Origin of the sequence: Aeromonas sp. HMWF017, from assembly GCF_003061465.1 — a bacterium.
Taxonomy (GTDB): domain Bacteria; phylum Pseudomonadota; class Gammaproteobacteria; order Enterobacterales; family Aeromonadaceae; genus Aeromonas; species Aeromonas veronii.
The window spans coordinates 13,928-32,568 of record NZ_QAJD01000061.1 but is presented as its reverse complement, the minus strand read 5'-3'; the positions used below and the strand labels follow the sequence as shown (position 1 = coordinate 32,568).

Genomic DNA, 18,641 nt, shown 5'->3' with positions numbered 1-18,641 from the left:
GTAGTTGACCCCGCCGACGCTGGTGGCGGAGGCGACCAGCTCGGGGGCGACCGAGGCGACATAGCGGATGGTGGGGCCGCCGTGGGAGTGGCCGATCAGGTTGACCTTCTCGGCGCCGGTGGCCGCCAGCAGCAGCTCGACCTGGGCGAGAAGTTGCTCCCCCCGTTGCTCCGAACTGGCGGTGGCCGATACCTGAGCCACGTAGACTTTGGCACCATCCCGGCTCAGGGCCTGGGGAATGCCGTAGAAGTAATCGACCCCGAGCAGCTTGTCGAAGCCGAACAGGCCGTGCACCAGCACTATGGGGTAGCGGGTCTGAGTGTATCCGCTGGCGTGTGCCAGCATGGGCAGGGTGCAGAGCAGCACCAGAAGCCATCTCTTCATCATCAGCATCCTTGTTGAATCGTGAGGAACAGATTGTGTGGCGTACTCCATGTTCGCCGGTGCCAGTATGGTGGCTGCTGACGGGAGAGGCTGTGAGGGGGATCGCAACTCGGGAGTCAAAAGGGATTCAGGGTGCGGGCAGGGAGGCTGAACTCCCCGCCCTGTGGCTTATTGCCACTCCACCAGGTGATACTGCTTCTTGCCCCTACGCAGCAGCAGGTAGCGGTCAAACAGCCGATCCTCGGCACTGAGCTGCTCATCCTGCCTGATGGTGCCATTGAAGCTGATGGCCCCCGCCGCCAGCAGCTCGCGGGCGATGCGTTTGGAGTTCGCCAAACCGCAGCTGACCAGCAGGCTGACCAGATCGAGCTCGCCGCTGACGGTGCTGCTCGGCATGCCATCCTGCGCCAGCTGGGCCAGATCGCTCTCGCCAAGGCGCGCCACGTCGCCGCGAAACAGCAGCTCACTGATACGCTGCACCGCCGCCAGCGCCGCCTTGCCGTGCACCAGTTCGGTCAGCTCGTTTGCCAACACCTGCTGGGCCTGCTTGCGCCCCTGCCGCTTGGCATCTTCCGCCTCCAGTGCATCAATCTCAGTCAGCGACATAAAGCTGTAATAGCGCAGGAAGCGGTAGACATCCTCATCCGCGGTGCCGAGCCAGAACTGGTAGAAGGCGTAAGGAGAGGTGAGCGCCGGATCGAGCCAGACGGCACCGCCTTCGGTCTTGCCGAACTTGGTACCGTCCGCCTTGGTGATAAGGGGCAGGGTCATGCCGTGCACCTGCGCCTGATGGAGGCGACGGGTAAGATCCATGCCACTGGTGATGTTGCCCCACTGGTCGTTGCCGCCAATCTGCAGGGTGCAGCCGAGCCGCTGGTGCAGCACCGCAAAGTCGTAGGATTGCAGCAGGGCGTAGGAGAACTCGGTGAACGAGATGCCCTGATCCGGGCGGGCCAGCCGCTGGCGCACCGACTCCCGCGCCAGCATGGCGTTGACCGAGAAGTGCTTGCCGATGTCGCGCAGAAAATCGAGGGCAGACATCTGTTCCATCCAGTCGCCATTGTTGACCAGTTGCGGGGCACAAAGGCCGTCGTCGGCGGGCAGCAGCGCCTTGATCTGGGCCGACAGGCTGGCCACCCAACCCTGCACTGTGTCGCTGCTGTTGAGGCTGCGCTCGGTCGCCTTGAAGCTGGGATCGCCGATAAGGCCGGTTGCCCCGCCCACCAGTGCCACCGGGGTGTGGCCCGCCAGCTGGAAGCGGCGCAGCATCAAGAGCGGCACCAGATGACCGATATGCAGGCTGCCGGCGGTGGGATCGAACCCGCAATAGACGGTGCGCGGGGTGGCAAGATGATCGGCCAGGGCCGCCGGGTCGGAATTCTGGGCCACAAGGCCGCGCTCGGTCAGCTCATCGAGCAGGTGGGGGTTGATCATGTGTGCTCCAACAACAGGGGAAAAGCCGTCATCCTCGCCGTTCTGGCCGGTGGCGGATATGTCCCCTGAGGGACAGTTTTGCCACTCTCGTGCTAGCATTCAGCCATAGCGGGGAATCGCTCCCCGTCACCGGAAACGTGCCACCATGACCCAGCCATTCACCACAGATGCCTTGACCCGCAGCATGACCGAGGTGGTCGATGCCCTGCACAGCAGCGCCTTTGCGGCGGCGCTGGTGCGGCTGATCCAGCAACAGGTGGCGTTTGATTGCGCCCTGCTGCTCGGAGTGGGGCAGCGGCCCGTCTACCTCTACGACAACCTCAACCATCAGCGGGCTCTGCTCTTTAATCGCTACCTCACCAGCCACTTCAGTCAGGATCCCTTTATGCAGGCGCTGGAGCAGGGCTTGCCTGCCGGCGTCTGGACCCTGGCGCAGGTGTCACAAGGGCGGCTCGATCCCGAATATCGCCACCACTTCTATCAGGCTACCGGCTGGCAGGAGGAGGTGGGGCTGATCCTGCCGGTGCGGGACGGGCTGACGCTGATGCTGTTTCTCGGTCGCCTCGACAAGCGCAGTACCCTCAGTCGTGACGAGCTGGCACGGCTGGAGGGGGTGTTTCCGCTGGTACATTCGCTGTGTCGTCAGCAGTGGCAGCAGAGCCAGCCGCTGCTGGCCCAGAGCACTGCGCAGCCGGACAGCGCCAGCCTCAGGAGTGCGGTGGAGCAGGCGATGGCAAACGTAGGGGGCGATAGGCTCACCCGCCGGGAGCGGCAGGTGGCGGGGTTGCTGCTGCAGGGGCTGGATACCGAGGCGATTGCCGCTGCGCTCGGGATTGGCAGCGGCACTGTGAAGAATCACCGCAAGCACCTCTACGGCAAGCTGCGGCTCGGCTCGCGGGCCGAGCTGTTCAATCTCTTTCTGAACCACCTCATTACGGCGCCGATGGAGGCATCCCCCGTCTCATCGACGGGAGATACAACGAGCCCGCCATAGGGCGGGCCGGAGTTACTCGATGCGCGGGATGGTGGGAGTGGTTTCGGGCAGGATACTGAGCAACTGGTAGCGCTTCATCAGCTGCTTGTATTCATCCCCCTGTTTGACCTTGTCCAGCGCCTGTTGCAGGCGGGCAACCTGTTGCTTGTCTGCCCTCAGGTTGAAGGCGAAGCAGTTGTCCTGCTCTTCAATGATCGCGACGGTGACAAAATCCTCGCTGGGGAAACCCAGCTCTTTGGCCTGATGGCGCAACATCACCTCGTTGCCCGCCACCAGATCGGTGCGTGCCATGATGAGCTGGCGCACCACCTGATCCATACGCTCCACCGCCATCATATTGCCCGGGCTGATCCCGCGGTTGAGTAGCAACTGCTCCCCGACATCCGCCTGCATCACGCCGATCTGCAGCTTGGCGAGATCCGCTTTGCTGGCCACTTTGGGGGCATCCTGCTTGCGGCCGACCAGCGCGACCCTGGAGTGGCTGATGGGGCAGACCCAGAGGAAGTGGGGATCCCGCTCCTTGGTGTGCGCCGTGGTAAAGAGCACGGCCTCTTGCTGCTGGGTCAGCAGATACCAGCCGCGGGCCCAGGGCAGAAAGTGGATGGGTTGCTCCGGCTCTCCCATTTCACGCCACATCAGGCGCAGCAACTCGACCGCCAACCCCACAGGCTGACCATTTTTATCCTGGCCATTGAGCGGCATGTTCTGTTCCGAATAGTAGATAAGTGCCGGAGCCGGGAGCGCGATAAACAGGGCGAGAGAAGCGAGAGCAGGGAGCAGACGACGCATGATGCACTCCTTGTGCGGGTAGTTACCTAACAGTCTATGTGGCCTTTTCCATAACGTCATGATCCGGTAGCGGGATAAAAAACAGGCCACCTTGCGGTGGCCTATCGGTTTATTTGAGCAGGGCTTCCATCTCTGCCTCTGCCTTGGCGCGAGCCTTGGCTTCCGCCGCTCTGGCGGCATCGGCAACGCTCTCTCCGGCCGTATGAGAGGCGGCACTGACGGCCTGTTTGGCTGGATCGGCAACGGCCTTGGTTGCCTCTTGCGTCACGGTAGCGGCGGCACTGCTGACTGCCTGTTTGGCAGGAGCTGTAACAGCCTTGGTGGCTTCTTGCGTTGCGGTCGCAGCGGCGCTGCTGACGGCTTGCTTGGTCGGAGTGGCAACGGCCTTTGTGGCTTCTTGGGTCGCGGTTGCAGTGGCGCTGCTGACGGCATGTTTGGCCAGAGCGGTAACAGCCTTGGTGGCTTCTTGGGTCGCGGTCGCAGCGGCGCTGCTGACGGCTTGCTTGGCTGGAGCGGCTACGGTCTTGGTCGCTTCTTGCGTCACGGTGACGGCAGTGCTGCTGACGGCCTGTTTGGCAGGTGCGACAATGGCTTTGGTGGCCTCTTGCGTCACGGTGGCGGTGGTGCTGCTCACCGCCTGCTTGGCTGGCGCAGTGACTGCGGTGGTTGCACTACGGGTCAGATCGGTCGTGCTTTGGCTCACCGCTTGGGTGGTCTGTCCGGTGGCCTGTCTGGTGGCGTGGGAGGCTGCGCCGCTGATAGCCTGACTTGCGCTGTTGGTCAGCGAGCCGGTGACGCCGCGAGTCACTGTGCCCAGCGCGCTGCCAAGGGAGAAGGGGGAGGTGCCACTCTGACTGGTTGCCGCACCGGTCAGGACATTGGCCGCCGGGGTGAGCTGGCTGGCGGGGGTCTGCCAGCCCTGCATGGCGGTTGGCCAGGTCGGTGCCGTACCCGCCAGATTTTCGCCGAAGGTCAGGGTGGTGCCATCCCCTTTTTGCAGCAATACCGACATCTGGTTGGTTTGCGAGTTCCACACCATCCCCGCCTGCTTGGCGATATCCGGCACCGGCGCATACTCGGAGACCACATAGAAAAGCGGCCCCTCCTGCTGTAACTTGTCGGCAGTCTTGAGCAATTGCATGGTGCTGTCGTAGTTGGGGCCAAGGATGGCGGTCATCCGATCCTTGATCAGGGGTTGTTCGAACAGATTGACTTCGTTCGGGTCAAAGCCGACCAGCGGCTTGAGCAGGGCCCACATCAGCTGGCTGGTGGGGCTCATCATCAGCAATGGGGCAACGCAGGCGGACAACATCAGGCTCAGGCAGGCCGCCTGAAGCAACGGCATGATACGCATTGGGATAATATCCAAATAACGATTTGATAAATAAGGTTATATTTTGTCAGGACGTGACAAATTCACCGGAAGTTTGCGCGTGGCAGCGAGAGACTGCCCGCAGGCGCTGGCAGGCTACCATATTGGTTCCACAATGCCAGCAGGCAGTATGATTGTCAGTCAAGTAAACCACGGGGCTGGTCGATTCTTCGAGAGTGCCCCCCATCGAAACAGGATCCCTCTCATGAAAAATGTACTGCTCTGCCTGCTGGCCTCCCTCTGGCTCGCCCCTGCTCTGGCCGCGTCCAAAACCACTGTGGTGGGCGAGTCTGCCAGTCCCGAGCTGGTGTTGCCGCTGGGCTCATTGCCCGAGCGGGTCTGCTGGTTTGCGGATCAGAAATATTCCGAAGGGGCCCGCATTCTGCAGGGCGATATCTGGCTGGAGTGCGGCCCGCTGAACGACCTCGAGAGCAATGGCGCGCTGGCCTGGCGCTCTCCTGCGGTGGTGTTGCCTGCCACCCGGGGAGCAAAAGATCAGAAGACGATTTCCGTGGGTCAGTGAGGCTTTTCTTGATCCAGCTAAAGACATGGACGTGATCCCTGTCGCATAATGCAGCTCCTTTCTTCTCTTGGCTGGAACCTAAGAAATGGCTCGTCGCTCTTCCAATGCACAACGTCGTCGCAGTAGCTGGTGGTACAAACGCCTGTTGGCAAGGGAGCGGGAAGAGCGCGAAGCGCGTTCCGTCCGGGATTGATACAGCAGTGAAAACAGAGCCTTGGGCTCTGTTTTTTTTATTTATCAAATACCGTCATGACGAGAACGGGGGCCATCAGGCCCCCGTTTTGTTTTTGCAGATGTTGCCTGCTTGCGGCTTAGCGCTGCAAGGCGGCCAGTGCCAGTTCGACCCGTTTGGCGTACTCGGGGTCGGCTTGCTCGAAGTGTTTGAGCTGGGCCGCGACGATGGCGTCATCCTCCACATTGATGAGGGAGCGCGCCAGGTTGGCGGCGAGCCGTGAACGCTGCCCCTCGTCCATGATGCGGAACAGGTTGCCCGGCTGGCTGTAGTAGTCGTTGTCGTAGTCACGAAAATCGTAGTGCAGGGCGGCCCCTTCCAGACTCAGTGCCGGTTCGTGCTGCTCGCTCGGCTGCTGGGTACCGAAACGGTTCGGCTGATAGTTGGGGCTGGCGCCGCCATTGCTGTCCGCCCGCATGGCACCGTCACGATGGGCGCCGTGATGGAACGGGCAGCGCGGGGCGTTGACCGGCAGCAGGCCGTGGTTGACGCCGAGGCGATAGCGCTGGGTGTCACCGTAGGAGAAGAGCCGCCCTTGCAGCATGCGATCCGGCGAGAACCCGATACCGGGCACCACGTTGGCCGGGGTAAAGGCGGCCTGCTCCACATGGGCGAAGTAGTTGTCCGGGTTCTGGTTGAGCTCCAGCACGCCCACCGGGATCAGCGGGTAGTCGCTGTGCGGCCACACCTTGGTGAGGTCGAACGGGTGGATGTTGTAAGTCTGGGCGTCGGCCTCCGGCATCACCTGCACATAGACCTTCCAGCGTGGGAAGTCGCCCCGCTCGATAGCTTTGAACAGATCCGCCTGACTGGTCTCCCGATCCTGCCCGACGGCGGTGGCGGCCTCTTCATCGGTGTAGAAGCTGTGGCCCTGCTCGGTCTTGAAGTGGAACTTGACCCAGAAGCGCTCGTTGGCGTCGTTGATAAAGCTGAAGGTGTGGCTGCCGTAGCCGTTCATCTCCCGCAGGCTCTTGGGGATGCCGCGATCGCTGAACAGTATGGTGACCTGATGCAGGGATTCCGGATGGCGTGACCAGAAGTCCCAGGCGGCGGTCGCGCTGCGCAGGTTGGTGCGCGGATCCCGCTTCTGGGTGTGGATGAAGTCAGGGAATTTCAGCGGGTCGCGGATGAAAAAGACCGGGGTGTTGTTGCCCACCAGATCCCAGTTGCCCTGCTCGGTATAGAACTTGAGGGCGAAGCCGCGCACATCGCGTTCGGCATCGGCGGCGCCCTTCTCACCGGCTACGGTGGAGAAGCGCAGGAATACAGGAGTCTGCTTGCCGATGGCGCTGAACAGATCGGCCTTGCTGAACTGGCTGATGTCGTGGGTCACGGTAAAGGTGCCGTAGGCGCCCGAGCCCTTAGCGTGAACCACCCGCTCGGGAATGCGCTCGCGGTCGAAGTGGGCGAGTTTCTCCATCAACCAGATGTCTTGCATCAGGATGGGGCCGCGCGGACCGGCGGTGAGGCTGTTGTTGTTGTCGACGACGGGGGCGCCGTTGGCGCTGTGCAGGGTCTTGTCAGTCATGGCTTCTCTCCTTGTTGATATGGGGCCAGCCTACGGATCTGCGCAGTGATGGGCCAATGGGCCTTTCCTCGCCCTTTGATAGGCAAGACAAATGGGTGCAGGTGGGGGATGTGTAACCGCGCCGGATATTGCATGATGGAGGTTTCGAGAAGGAGCCTCATATGCAGATTACTATCCGTCATGCCGAACCCGCCGATGCCCCCGCCTTGCGGGATCTTTACGCCATGCCCAATGCCCAGGCGGGCACTTTGCACCTGCCTATGCCACCCCTTAGCCAGTGGCAAAAACGGTTGGAGAACGGTGATGTGGTCGCCTTGGTGGCGGAGGCTGATGGGAGGCTGGTGGGTCAGATCTCATTGCATGTGGAGCCCAATCCCAGACGCAAGCATGTGGCCGGGATTGGCATGGGAGTGCGGGATGACTGGGCTGGCAAGGGGGTTGGCTCTGCCCTGATGGCCGCGGCGCTGGATCTGGCCGATAACTGGCTCAACCTGCACCGGATTGAGCTGACCGTCTATACCGACAATGAGGCCGCACAGGCGCTTTATCGCAAGTTCGGTTTTACCGAGGAGGGGCGAGCCCGTGACTATGCCTTCCGCCAGGGGCGTTATGTGGATGCGCTCTATATGGCCAGAGTCGCGGGGGGCGCCAGTCGCTAACGGTATGGTCGATTATCAGGCCAGATTGCGCCCGGTGATCCGGGCGCTGGAGCAGAATCCCGATCTCTCCATCGAAACGCTGGCAAGCAGTGCCTGCTTGTCTTTCTACCATTTTCACCGGGTATTTACGGCTGTGGCGGGGGAGACGCCCGGGGAGATGTGTCGTCGTCTGCGCATACAGCGGGCTGCTTGGCAGCTCTGCTATACCGATGCCAGTGTCACGGCCATTGCGTTGGGGGCGGGGCTCGCCAGTTCTCAGGCGTTTGCCAAGGTATTTCGCCGTTACTATGGTTGCACGCCGGGAGAGTTTCGCCGCGACAAGAGCAAGAATGGACACTTGATGAGCAAGGATGGACACGCACTTGTGCAGCCTAATCCTTATGCTGAGGGTCACTCATCAGCAAGGAGCAATACCATGAAAACCATCGAGATGGACGCCCGCACTCTGGCCTATATGCGTGTCACTGGCCCCTATGGCGAGGGGTATGACCCCGTCTGCCGCCAGCTGCATCAGTGGGCCAGCGCCCGCGGTCTGGAAGGTGGGGAGTGGATCTTCATCTATCACGATAACCCCGAGGTGACTCCGCCAGCCCAGTGTCGCACTGACATCGGGGTGACGGTGCCTGCGGGGACGGTGGGTATGGGAGCGGTCGAGATCCAGATTATTCCCGCCGGTCGTTACGCCCAGTCCCGTTATCTTATTACCGACCGCAGTCAGTATGGCCCTCGTTGGCAGGAGCATATCGGCGACATCGTTGCTGCCGGGCTGGAGTTTGGCAATGGTCCCTGCTTCGAGCTCTATCACAGCATGAGCGATGATCCGGTGCAGGACGATGTCAGCTTTTGCTCCAGCCTCAAGGGGTAGGGCACAACAAGACGCAAGGGATGGTACAGAACGTCGCGCAGAAACGAGAGAGCCGGACAGTGTTCGGCTCTTTTGCATCTGGCGGTTGGGCTGCGGTTAGCGCTGGAACCCCTTCTGGGCGAACTTGGGTCTGGCATTCATGATCTGCTCCACCTGCTCGTCGCTCATCTTGCCGCGCGACAGTCCCAGCACCTTGTAGGTGAGCAGCGGTCGGGCGGGCAGGGCGATCATCAGGGCGCGGATCTGGTTCTCGTCATCCTTCTCCCGGGTCGGCTTGCCGTAGGCGTAGGTGAGGACGCCGGCATCCATCAGGTTTTTGACGGCGGGCTCGGTGATCGGCAAGTTTATGACGCTTTTACGCTGCAGCACGAACTCGCGCAGCACCGCCTTCTCGTTGAAGTCGAGGAAGCCGATCATCTGGGCCAGCTGATCCTGCTGACGGCGCGCCTGCCACTCTTCGCATGCCCACTCCCAAGCGATCAGGAAGCCCTGACTGCAGAAGTAGGAGATGGCGATCAGCATGCCGACCCCCAGCCAGGCCGCATGATCCGCAGCCCACTGGCTGACGGCCCCTTTCATCAGCCCGGCTGGAAACAGCAGAATGATGCTGCAGCAGAGCAACAACCAGACCATCAGCCAATTGAGGCGGTTCAGTTGATAGAAATGTTGGATCCACCGTTTCATTGTTCATCCTTCCCAAACTGTTGTGGATAGTGAACTATCTACAGCAATCGGTGTGCCAACAGCGCAATAGCGGCGGGGAGGAGGGGCTGGCGAGGTTACATTCCCTTACAACTTATTGAATGAGTTGTCATTAATTTGCCTTGTGAAGCGGCGGTCGAGTTGCTAAAACGTCCCCTCAGTCATTGGGGAGTAGCAACCCGCCCGCATTCCGGGCCGGGCCCATGTCAACACTCTTGGATCCTCGAATCCATGGCATGGGCGGCGATAGGCACTATCGCTCTGCAAGACCTTTGGCCTCGATATGCACGCCAGCCGGGCGAGCCATGTCGGGTCCATTGGTTACTCTGCTCGCCTGGCGGTATCTATTATGTTGATTACCCTGCTGTTATTTCTCGTCTCTGCGGTCACCATCTACCTTGCCTGCGAATACTTCGTCAACGGCATCGAGTGGATCGGACACCACTTCAAACTCTCCCAAAGTGCCACTGGTTCGCTGCTGGCTGCACTGGGTACGGCCCTGCCCGAATGCATCGTCACCCTCACCGCCCTGCTGATGGGCAACACGACCGCCCAGCAGGAGATCGGCATTGGTGCCGCCCTCGGCGGGCCGCTGGTGCTGGCGACCATCGGCTATGGGGCGGTCGGTCTCACTCTGCTGCTTTGCATGGGGCGTACCGAACGCGCCATCGACGGCGAGGTGCAGCGGGAGATTGGGCGGGATCAGCGCTGGTTTATGGGGATCTTTCTGGTGGCGACCGCGCTGGGGCTGGTCGCCTTCACCGGCAAGAGCTGGCTGGCCCCGCTATTCGTGCTGGTCTACCTCATCTATGTGCGGCGCGAGCTGAAACAAACTGACAGCCACGAAGTCGAGCTGCCAGAACCTCTCAAGCTGGCCCCCGATGCGGGGATCCCGCCCCTTGGCAAGGTGCTGTTGCAGACGCTGGTGGCGCTGGTGGTGGTGGCGCTGGCGGCACAGCTATTTGTTCATCAGCTGGAGAGCATGGGCGAACTGTTTGGCCTCTCGCCAGTGCTGGCGGCCCTGCTGCTGAGCCCGGTGGCGACCGAGATGCCGGAGCTGATGAACGTGCTGATCTGGGTGCGGCAGGGCAAGAACCGGCTGGCGCTGGCCAATATCTCCGGGGCCATGATGATCCAGGGCACCATCCCCAAGGCGTTCTGTCTGCTCTTTACCCCATGGCTGCTGGATGGCGCCATGATGGCCTCCTCGCTGGTGACGCTGCTGGCGGTGGGGGGGCTCTGGTGGGGGCTCAGAAAGGGAGTGATGACCGCCGGGCGGTTGGCGCTGGTGGGTCTGCTCTATCTCGGCTTCTGCGGCTGGCTGCTGGTGAGCTGAAACGGGAAGCGCGGATATGAAAAAGCCCCCTTGGCAGGGGGCTTTGTTGTATCGGTTGGGGCGGTGCTTACAGCGCGGCGATTTCGGCCTGCTGGGCTTCCAGCTTGGTCAGCTGAAGACGGTAATCTTCCAGCTTCTCGCGCTCTTTGGCGATGACCGCTTCCGGCGCCTTGGCGACGAAGGCTTCGTTGCCAAGCTTGCCTTCGATGCGGCCGCACTCGCCCACCAGACGGGCAACCTCTTTGGCCAGACGGGCCAGTTCGGCATCCTTGTCGATGAGACCGGCCATCGGGATCATCAGTTCGGTAGCACCGATCAGCTTCTTCACTGACAGCGGGGCGGTTTCACCGTCCGCCAGTACGCGGATGGACTCCAGACGGGCCAGCGACTTGAGGAAGGCCTCGTTGTCAGCGGCGCGCTGGGCATCCTTGGTATCGCACTGGAGCAGCACGTTGAGGGGCACGCTCGGCGCCACGTTCATCTCGGCGCGGATGTTGCGGATGCTGACGATGAACTCCTTCACCCACTCCTGATCCTCCATCGCGGCTTCGTCCACCTTGGCGGCGTCGAATTCCGGGAAGGCCTGAATCATGATGGTGTCGGCGTGTACGCCAGCCAGCGGAGCGACCGATTTCCAGATGGTCTCGGTGATGAACGGGATGATCGGGTGTGCCAGACGCAGCAGGGTTTCCAGCACGGTCACCAAGGTATGGCGGGCAGCGCGCTGCTCGGCCTCGGAACCCTTGGTCAGCACCGGCTTGGTCAGCTCCAGATACCAGTCACAGAACTGGTTCCAGATAAATTCGTACAGCACGCCAGCGGCGATGTCGAAGCGGTAGGTATCGAGGGCGGTGCGGAAGTCACGGATAGCCACTTGTAGCTGGGACTGGATCCAGCGATCCGCCAGACTGAACTGCATCTCGCCGCCATTAAAGCCACAATCCTGATCTTCGGTGTTCATCAGCACATAGCGGGAGGCGTTCCACAACTTGTTGCAGAAGTTGTTGTAGCCATCCAGGCGCTTCATGTCCCAGTTGATGTCACGACCGGTAGAGGCCAGCGCAGCCAGGGTGAAGCGCAGGGCGTCGGTGCCGTGGGCATCGATCCCTTCCGGGAACTGCTTGGCAGTACGCTTGGCGATCTTCTCGGCCATCTGCGGCTGCATCATGTTGCCGGTGCGCTTCTCCAGCAGATCTTCCAGCGAGATACCGTCGATCATGTCGAGGGGGTCCAGCACGTTGCCCTTGGACTTGGACATCTTCTGGCCCTCTTCGTCACGGATAAGGCCAGTGATGTAGACGGTCTTGAACGGGACTTGCGGCTGGCCGTTTTCGTCCTTGATGAAGTGCATGGTCATCATGATCATCCGGGCAATCCAGAAGAAGATGATGTCGAAGCCGCTCATCAGCACGTCGGTCGGGTGGAAGGTCTTGAGTGCCTCGGTGTTGTTCGGCCAGCCCAGGGTGGAGAAGGTCCACAGGGCGGAGCTGAACCAGGTGTCGAGCACGTCTTCGTCCTGACGCAGTACGGTTACGGCCGGGATGCTGTGCTTGGCGCGCACTTCGTCTTCGCTGCGGCCAACGTAGACGTTGCCGGCGTCGTCATACCATGCCGGGATACGGTGACCCCACCACAGTTGACGGGAAACGCACCAGTCCTGAATGTCGCGCATCCAGGAGAAGTACATATTTTCGTACTGCTTCGGCACGAACTGGATGCGGCCATCTTCCACCGCTTCGATGGCAGTCTTGGCCATCGGTGCCACGCGCACGTACCACTGGTCGGTCAGCATCGGCTCGATGGGCACGCCACCGCGATCGCCGTAAGGCTGTTGCAGCACGTGATCCTTGATCTCGTCCAGCAGGCCCAGCTCTTCCAGCTTGGCCAGAATCGCTTTACGGGCGGCGAAACGCTCCAGACCGGCGAACTCGGCCGGCAGGGCGGCATCGTAGGCAGTGCTCGGGTTGCCGTTGGTGTCGACCACTTCGGCCTCGGCACGCACGTGGGCGTCCAGGGTGAAGATGTTGATCATCGGCAGGCTGTGGCGCTTGCCCACTTCGTTATCGTTGAAGTCGTGGGCCGGGGTGATCTTCACGCAACCTGTGCCCTTCTCCATGTCGGCGTGTTCGTCGGCAACGATGGGGATCAGACGGTTCACCAGCGGCAGCAGGATGTGCTGGCCGATCAGTGCCTTGTAGCGCGGGTCTTCCGGGTTCACGGCCACGGCGGTATCGCCCAGCATGGTCTCCGGACGGGTGGTGGCGACGATCAGGTAATCCTTGCCTTCGGCAGTCTTGGCGCCGTTGGCCAGCGGATAGCGAAGGTGCCACATGTGGCCCTTGATCTCGCGGTTCTCCACTTCCAGATCGGAGATGGCGGTGTTGAGTTTCGGATCCCAGTTCACCAGACGCTTGCCTCGGTACATCAGACCATCTTCGTAAAGACGGACAAACACTTCCTGCACGGCGGCGGAGAGACCCTCATCCATGGTAAAGCGCTCGCGCTCCCAATCCACGGAGTCGCCCAGACGGCGCATCTGGCGGGTGATGGTGCCACCAGACTCTTCCTTCCACTGCCAAATCTTGTCGATGAAGGCATCACGGCCGTAATCGTGGCGAGTCTTGCCCTCTTCTGCGGCGATCTTGCGCTCAACCACCATCTGGGTGGCGATACCGGCGTGGTCGGTACCTGCCTGCCACAAGGTGTTTTTGCCCTGCATGCGGTTGTAGCGGATCAGGGTATCCATCAGGGTTTGCTGGAAGGCGTGACCCATGTGCAGGCTGCCGGTGACGTTCGGCGGCGGGATCATGATGCAGAAGGAGTCTTTGCTGGTGTCGCCGTGGGGCTTGAAGTAACCCTGGGCTTCCCAGTGCTGATAGAGCGCCTGTTCGATGGCGTTGTGATTAAAAGTCTTTTCCATGGTCTCGCCGTAATCTGGATGGATGGAGTCTGGTGTTGATTCTTTATGGATCAATTGGTTGCAGTCAGGGCTGCGCCGGATCCGGTGCGGCAAGGACGGGCTGATCCCTCATTTCGAGGGTATGGCCTGCCTGGCGATAGTGCTTGTAGCGCTCGCGGGCTTGCTGCTTTTGTGTTTCGTCAGTGGGGACAAAATCTACCACTTGAGCGAAGTGTCCTGCAAACAAAGGTGTCGCAGTGGCCAGATTGATGAGGCGGGCGTAGCGCCGTTTCGGTGGCTGATAGCCGATCTCCACCGGGGCAATGCCGCTTTCGCCTTGCAGCTGGTGCGGTACGAAGCGCTCCGGCGGCAGCTGCCACAACAGCTCGTCCAGACGCAGGGCCTGGGCCTCGTCGTTGCAGAACAGGTAGATATGGCCCGCGCCCCACGACTCGGCAGCAAGAGTGCAGGCCAGTCGCTCGACCGCAGAAGCCTGCGCGTCATCCTGTTCGCTCATCAGGTAAAAGGTCACTTGGCTCATCAGGTTGATCCCGTTTTGCGGTGACGGAGTGTTGACCGCCTCATGAGGCTGACGGGGCGTTTCCCGTCCGCAGCTCACTGATTCAAGAATGAAACAAGGAAGAGGCGGGCCTCTTCCTTGTGGTTCAGGGTAACGCCAACCCTTCCGATGCAGCCATCGGCAGGGGCCGGAGAGTTACTCTTTCTCTTCGATATCCACGCCAGCCCGGTTCAGCAGGAACTGGGTCAGCAGGGGCACCGGACGACCGGTAGAGCCTTTATCCTTGCCACTCTTCCAGGCGGTCCCGGCGATATCCAAGTGAGCCCAGTTGTACTTCTTGGTGAAGCGTGACAGGAAGGCCGCCGCGGTGATGGTACCGGCAGGACGACCGCCGATGTTGGCCATGTCGGCGAACGGGCTGTCGATCTGCTCCTGATACTCGTCGAACAACGGCAGACGCCAGGCGCGATCACCCGCCTGCTCGGAGGCGTTGAGCAGCTCGTGGGCCAGCGGGTTGTGGTTGGCCAGCAGACCCGAGGTGTGGTGGCCCAGCGCGATGACGCAGGCACCGGTCAGGGTCGCCACGTCGATCACGGTTTCCGGATCGAAGCGGTCCACATAGGTCAGCGCATCACACAGCACCAGACGACCTTCCGCATCGGTGTTGAGCACTTCGATGGTCTGGCCGGACATGGAGGTGAGGATGTCACCCGGACGATAGGCGTTGCCACCCGGCATGTTCTCGCAGCCTGCCAGCACGCCGATGACGTTGATCGGCAGTTGCAGCTGGGCCAGCGCATGCATGGTACCGAGCACGGAGGCGGCGCCACCCATGTCGTACTTCATCTCGTCCATGCCGTCGGCCGGTTTGATGGAGATGCCGCCGGAGTCAAAGGTCAGACCCTTGCCGACCAGCACGATGGGCTTGGCATCCGGATGACCCTTGTATTCGATGATGGCCATCATGGCTTCGTTGTCGGAGCCGCGGGCCACCGCCAGATAGGAGTTCATGCCGAGCTCGGCCATCTCCTGCTCGCCCACCACCTTGGTGGTGATGTTGTCGTAGGCATCGGCCAGACGACGGGCCTGGGAGGCCAGATAGGCCGGGTTGCAGACGTTGGGCGGCATGTTCGCCACGTCGCGGCAGACCCGCACACCCTTGGCCACGGCCAGACCGTGAGCGATGGCTTTTTCACCAATGGTCAGTTCCCGACGCGTCGGCACGTTGAATACCAGCTTGCGCAGCGGGCGACGTGGCTCGGCCTTGTTGGTCTTGAACTGATCAAAGCTGTAGAGGCCCGCCTTGGTGGTTTCTACCGCCTGGCGCACCTTCCAATAGGTATCCCGCCCCTTGACGTGCAGCTCGGTGAGGAAGCAGACCGCTTCCATGGAGCCGGTTTCGTTCAGGGTGGTGATGGTCTTGTTGATGATCTGCTTGTACTGGCGTTCGTCGAGTTCCCGCTCCTTGCCGCATCCGACCAGCAGTACGCGCTCGCTGAGCACGCCCGGTACTTGATGCAGCAGCAGCATCTGGCCTGGTTTCCCTTCCAGGTCGCCACGGCGCAGCAGCGAACTGATATAGCCATCGCTGATCTTGTCCAGTTGTTCGGCAACCGGAGAGAGGCGACGAGGCTCAAATACGCCGACTACGACGCAGGCGCTCCGTTGCTTCTCTGGACTGCCACTCTTTACACTGAACTCCATGGAATCTCCTACATCCTAAAGACAAAAGGCACCTTTTATTGAATAATGCGGTGCTTGTTGGGGTATCAGAGGCGGAGCGAACAGCCACAGGCTCCGCAGTTCAAACTGGTAAAAATCCAATATACGGCCCTATTTTTCAGGCATTCGACTAAAAACACAAGTTTACTTGGGAATGACTGTGATCGTTTTCCGATATTTGTTCAGGGAAACCCTGAAAACCCAGCTGGCAGTGTTATTCGTATTGCTGCTTATCTTTGTCAGCCAACAATTTATCAAGATCATCGGTGACGCCGCCGATGGCGAGGTGCCGACACGTCTGGTCTCCACCCTGCTGCTGCTCAACTTGCCCAATATGGCGTTGTTGATGCTGCCTATCAGTCTCTTTTTAGCCATTTTGTTTGCCCATGGTCGCCTCTACGCCGAAAGCGAGATGACGGTGATGCATGCGGTCGGCTTCAGCCACCGTTTCGTGATGCGCAGCGCCATGTTGCTGGCCTTGCTGACGGCGGTGGTCGCGGCGTTCAACACTGGCTGGATCGCCCCGCAGGCCAAGGAGCGCGAGTATCAGGTGATCGACGAGTTCAAGTCGGACCCGGGTATCTCCTTCCTGCAGGCGGGCCGCTTTATGGAGCTCGACAAGGGGCGTCTGGTTGCCTATATCCAGGATTTGAACGACAACGGCTCAAAACTGCAAAAGATCTTCGTGCTGCAGCGAGCGGAGGGGAACAATCCTCCCTCGGTGGTGGTGGCGAGCGAAGGGGTGGTGACGGTCGATGAGAACGGCCTGCAGTGGCTGACCCTGATGGATGGCTCCCGCTACGAGGGGAACTTCTCCGGCAAGCAGTTCCAGATCTCCGATTTTCGCGAATATGGTCTGGTGATCCGTCAGCAGGAGATGGAGCGTTCCAACCGCAAGGCTGCGGCCAAGCCGACCATGGAGCTGTTCGGTACCCAGGACAACGCCATGATGGCGGAATTGCAGTGGCGTATCTCGCTGCCTCTCTCCATTCCGGTGCTCACCCTGCTGGTGGTACCGCTGGCGCGGGTCAATCCCCGTCAGGGGCGCTACGCCAAGCTGTTGCCGGCCATCATGCTCTATCTCTCCTACTTCCTGCTGCTCAGTGCCGCCCGTTCGGCCATCGACAGCGGTCGGCTGCCCTACTGGCCGGGGATGTTTCTGGTGCCGCTCGGTTACCTGCTGTTTATCGGCCTGCCCCTCAATCTGCAGGGCACCAGCTGGTGGAACGGGGTGAAAGGGCGCTATTTCAACAGAAAATCAGCATGATGCTGCAACATAGGAACTTCTGCTGATGTTTGGCATTCTCGATAGATATATCGGTAGGGTCATTTTCATGTCGATCCTGCTGTGTGAAATCACGCTCGTTGGTCTGGCGGGGCTCATCAAGTATGTGGAGCAGCTCAAGTCGGTCGGTGACGGCAACTACGACATGATCAACGCTCTCTACTATGTGCTGCTCTCCATGCCCAAGGAGGCGGTGCTCTTCTTCCCGCTGGCCGCGCTGCTGGGTGGCCTGATTGGTCTGGGTCAGCTGGCGACCAGCTCCGAGCTGGTGGTGATGCAGGCGGCGGGTCGCTCCAAGATCAGTATCGTGATGGCGGCGCTCAAGACGGCGATCCCGCTGATGATCATGGTGGGGCTGATGGGGGAGTATGTGGCCCCTATCGCCAAGCGGATGGCAGATGACATCAAGGCGGGCGCGCTGTCCGAAGGTCGTCTGACGGTTTCCGCCTACGGGGTGTGGGCTCGCGATGGCAACAACTTCGTCAATATCAACGGGGTGCGTAATGATGGCGCCCTCACCGGCATAACCCTCTATCGCTTCACCCCCGAGCGCAAGCTGATCGACGTGGTGCAGGCGCAGGAGGGGGTGTTCGAGCGTCACCACTGGCTGCTCAAGCAGACCCAGGTTACCCGCTTCGACGATACCGCGCAGATCCGCAGCGAGCAGCATGACAAGATGGAGTGGAGCTCGGAGTTGACGCCCAAGCAGCTGGGGGTGGTGAGTATCGACCCAGAGAACCTCTCGGTCTCCGGTCTGCTCGACTACATCGGCTATCTCGATGCCAACAAGCAGGATGCCGGTCGCTACAAGCTGGAGATGTGGCGCAAACTGCTGTCACCGCTCTCGGTGGTGGCGATGATCCTGCTGGCCTCCTCCTTCATCTTCGGCCCGCTACGCTCGGTGAGCATGGGGGCACGGATGCTGATGGGGATCATGACCGGCTTCGCCGTCTATGTGAGTGATCGGGTGTTTGGCCCCATCAGTCTGGTCTATGCGGTACCGCCGATTCTGGCGGCTATCGCGCCCAGCCTGCTGTTTGGCGGTATCTCCTTCTATATCCTCAGCCGCAAGCAGTAATCCGCATGAGGTTATGAGGAAATGCAAAGAGGGCACCTGTTGGTGCCCTCTTTCGTTGCTGCATTGACCCGGTATTACTTGTTCAGCAATTCCAGATTCTCCTGTTTGCTCAGCACGATCACTTCGCACTCGGCCCAGATATCCTGAAACGCCCGCGGACGCTGGCGGTTGAACAGGCACATCAGGTTGCCCAGACCAAAGGCGGCGGTGGCGAGACGGATCAGCGCCTGGGTAACGCGGATGTGGCTGCCATCCTCGTTCTGAATGCGCAGCCGCCAGGCGCGCATGCCGACGGTCTGGCCAGCGCGGGTCCAGAACC

General features: G+C 60.9%; 17 protein-coding genes and 1 riboswitch. Of the genes, 7 read left to right on the top strand and 10 right to left on the bottom strand.

Annotated elements, in window-relative coordinates; all coding sequences use genetic code 11:
• Nucleotides 1-384: esterase/lipase family protein (locus DBR30_RS21660; RefSeq protein ID WP_258224293.1), on the bottom strand; the 384-nt coding region annotated here is incomplete at its 3' end.
• 168 nt (nucleotides 385-552) lie between these two features.
• Nucleotides 553-1,818, bottom strand: coding sequence for a tyrosine--tRNA ligase (tyrS, locus tag DBR30_RS05335; RefSeq protein WP_108541887.1), 1,266 nt, complete (start codon nucleotides 1,816-1,818; stop codon nucleotides 553-555).
• A gap of 145 nt (nucleotides 1,819-1,963) precedes the next feature.
• Here tyrS and DBR30_RS05330 point away from each other — a divergent pair, with 145 nt between their 5' ends.
• Nucleotides 1,964-2,812, top strand: coding sequence for a helix-turn-helix transcriptional regulator (locus tag DBR30_RS05330; protein WP_108541888.1), 849 nt, complete (start codon nucleotides 1,964-1,966; stop codon nucleotides 2,810-2,812).
• A 12-nt stretch (nucleotides 2,813-2,824) separates the two neighbouring features.
• Here DBR30_RS05330 and DBR30_RS05325 read toward each other — a convergent pair whose 3' ends face one another.
• Together DBR30_RS05325 and DBR30_RS05320 are read right to left on the bottom strand one after the other, a co-directional pair.
• On the bottom strand, nucleotides 2,825-3,601 hold the full coding sequence (locus DBR30_RS05325; protein ID WP_108541889.1) for a substrate-binding periplasmic protein: 777 nt from the start codon (nucleotides 3,599-3,601) through the stop codon (nucleotides 2,825-2,827).
• Between the two features lie 109 nt (nucleotides 3,602-3,710).
• The gene (locus DBR30_RS05320; RefSeq protein ID WP_108541890.1) at nucleotides 3,711-4,955 is read right to left on the bottom strand and encodes a hypothetical protein; all 1,245 of its coding nucleotides are present in this window, start codon (nucleotides 4,953-4,955) and stop codon (nucleotides 3,711-3,713) included.
• Nucleotides 4,956-5,178: 223 nt separating this feature from the next.
• Between DBR30_RS05320 and DBR30_RS05315 the strand changes: the two genes are divergently transcribed.
• A complete protein-coding gene (locus DBR30_RS05315) occupies nucleotides 5,179-5,496 on the top strand; it encodes a DUF1496 domain-containing protein (RefSeq protein WP_005356765.1) in 318 nt (105 codons plus the stop codon).
• A 311-nt stretch (nucleotides 5,497-5,807) separates the two neighbouring features.
• Here the strand turns inward: DBR30_RS05315 and DBR30_RS05310 are convergent, their stop codons facing one another.
• Entirely contained in the window at nucleotides 5,808-7,256 is a 1,449-nt protein-coding gene (locus tag DBR30_RS05310; RefSeq protein WP_108541891.1) for a catalase, read from the bottom strand.
• 161 nt (nucleotides 7,257-7,417) lie between these two features.
• On the opposite strand from DBR30_RS05310, the gene DBR30_RS05305 reads away from it, so the two are divergent.
• A complete protein-coding gene (locus DBR30_RS05305; RefSeq protein ID WP_108541892.1) occupies nucleotides 7,418-7,915 on the top strand; it encodes a GNAT family N-acetyltransferase in 498 nt (165 codons plus the stop codon).
• Nucleotides 7,916-7,919: 4 nt separating this feature from the next.
• Entirely contained in the window at nucleotides 7,920-8,780 is an 861-nt protein-coding gene (locus DBR30_RS05300) for an AraC family transcriptional regulator (protein WP_108541893.1), read from the top strand.
• A 96-nt stretch (nucleotides 8,781-8,876) separates the two neighbouring features.
• On the opposite strand, the gene DBR30_RS05295 is transcribed toward DBR30_RS05300, so the two are convergent.
• A complete protein-coding gene (locus DBR30_RS05295) occupies nucleotides 8,877-9,464 on the bottom strand; it encodes a superinfection exclusion B family protein (RefSeq protein ID WP_005336432.1) in 588 nt (195 codons plus the stop codon).
• 172 nt (nucleotides 9,465-9,636) lie between these two features.
• Nucleotides 9,637-9,744: riboswitch (yybP-ykoY riboswitch) on the top strand.
• Between the two features lie 87 nt (nucleotides 9,745-9,831).
• Here DBR30_RS05295 and DBR30_RS05290 point away from each other — a divergent pair.
• On the top strand, nucleotides 9,832-10,818 hold the full coding sequence (locus tag DBR30_RS05290; protein WP_181363495.1) for a sodium:calcium antiporter: 987 nt from the start codon (nucleotides 9,832-9,834) through the stop codon (nucleotides 10,816-10,818).
• A 67-nt stretch (nucleotides 10,819-10,885) separates the two neighbouring features.
• Here the strand turns inward: DBR30_RS05290 and DBR30_RS05285 are convergent, their stop codons facing one another.
• The 3 genes from DBR30_RS05285 to pepA all read right to left on the bottom strand — a co-directional run bounded on the left by DBR30_RS05285 (nucleotide 10,886) and on the right by pepA (nucleotide 15,941).
• The gene (locus DBR30_RS05285; protein WP_108541222.1) at nucleotides 10,886-13,738 is read right to left on the bottom strand and encodes a valine--tRNA ligase; all 2,853 of its coding nucleotides are present in this window, start codon (nucleotides 13,736-13,738) and stop codon (nucleotides 10,886-10,888) included.
• Between the two features lie 64 nt (nucleotides 13,739-13,802).
• Nucleotides 13,803-14,258, bottom strand: a complete 456-nt coding sequence (locus tag DBR30_RS05280) for a DNA polymerase III subunit chi (RefSeq protein ID WP_108541223.1) — start codon at nucleotides 14,256-14,258, stop codon at nucleotides 13,803-13,805.
• A gap of 174 nt (nucleotides 14,259-14,432) precedes the next feature.
• On the bottom strand, nucleotides 14,433-15,941 hold the full coding sequence (gene pepA / locus DBR30_RS05275; RefSeq protein WP_005336423.1) for a leucyl aminopeptidase: 1,509 nt from the start codon (nucleotides 15,939-15,941) through the stop codon (nucleotides 14,433-14,435).
• A gap of 172 nt (nucleotides 15,942-16,113) precedes the next feature.
• Between pepA and lptF the strand changes: the two genes are divergently transcribed.
• Nucleotides 16,114-17,226, top strand: coding sequence for an LPS export ABC transporter permease LptF (lptF, locus tag DBR30_RS05270; RefSeq protein ID WP_075115806.1), 1,113 nt, complete (start codon nucleotides 16,114-16,116; stop codon nucleotides 17,224-17,226).
• Between the two features lie 25 nt (nucleotides 17,227-17,251).
• Nucleotides 17,252-18,322, top strand: a complete 1,071-nt coding sequence (lptG, locus tag DBR30_RS05265; RefSeq protein WP_108541224.1) for an LPS export ABC transporter permease LptG — start codon at nucleotides 17,252-17,254, stop codon at nucleotides 18,320-18,322.
• Between the two features lie 74 nt (nucleotides 18,323-18,396).
• Here lptG and DBR30_RS21655 read toward each other — a convergent pair.
• Nucleotides 18,397-18,641 (bottom strand): RDD family protein (locus DBR30_RS21655; RefSeq protein WP_258224292.1); only part of this gene is annotated, 245 nt, incomplete at its 5' end.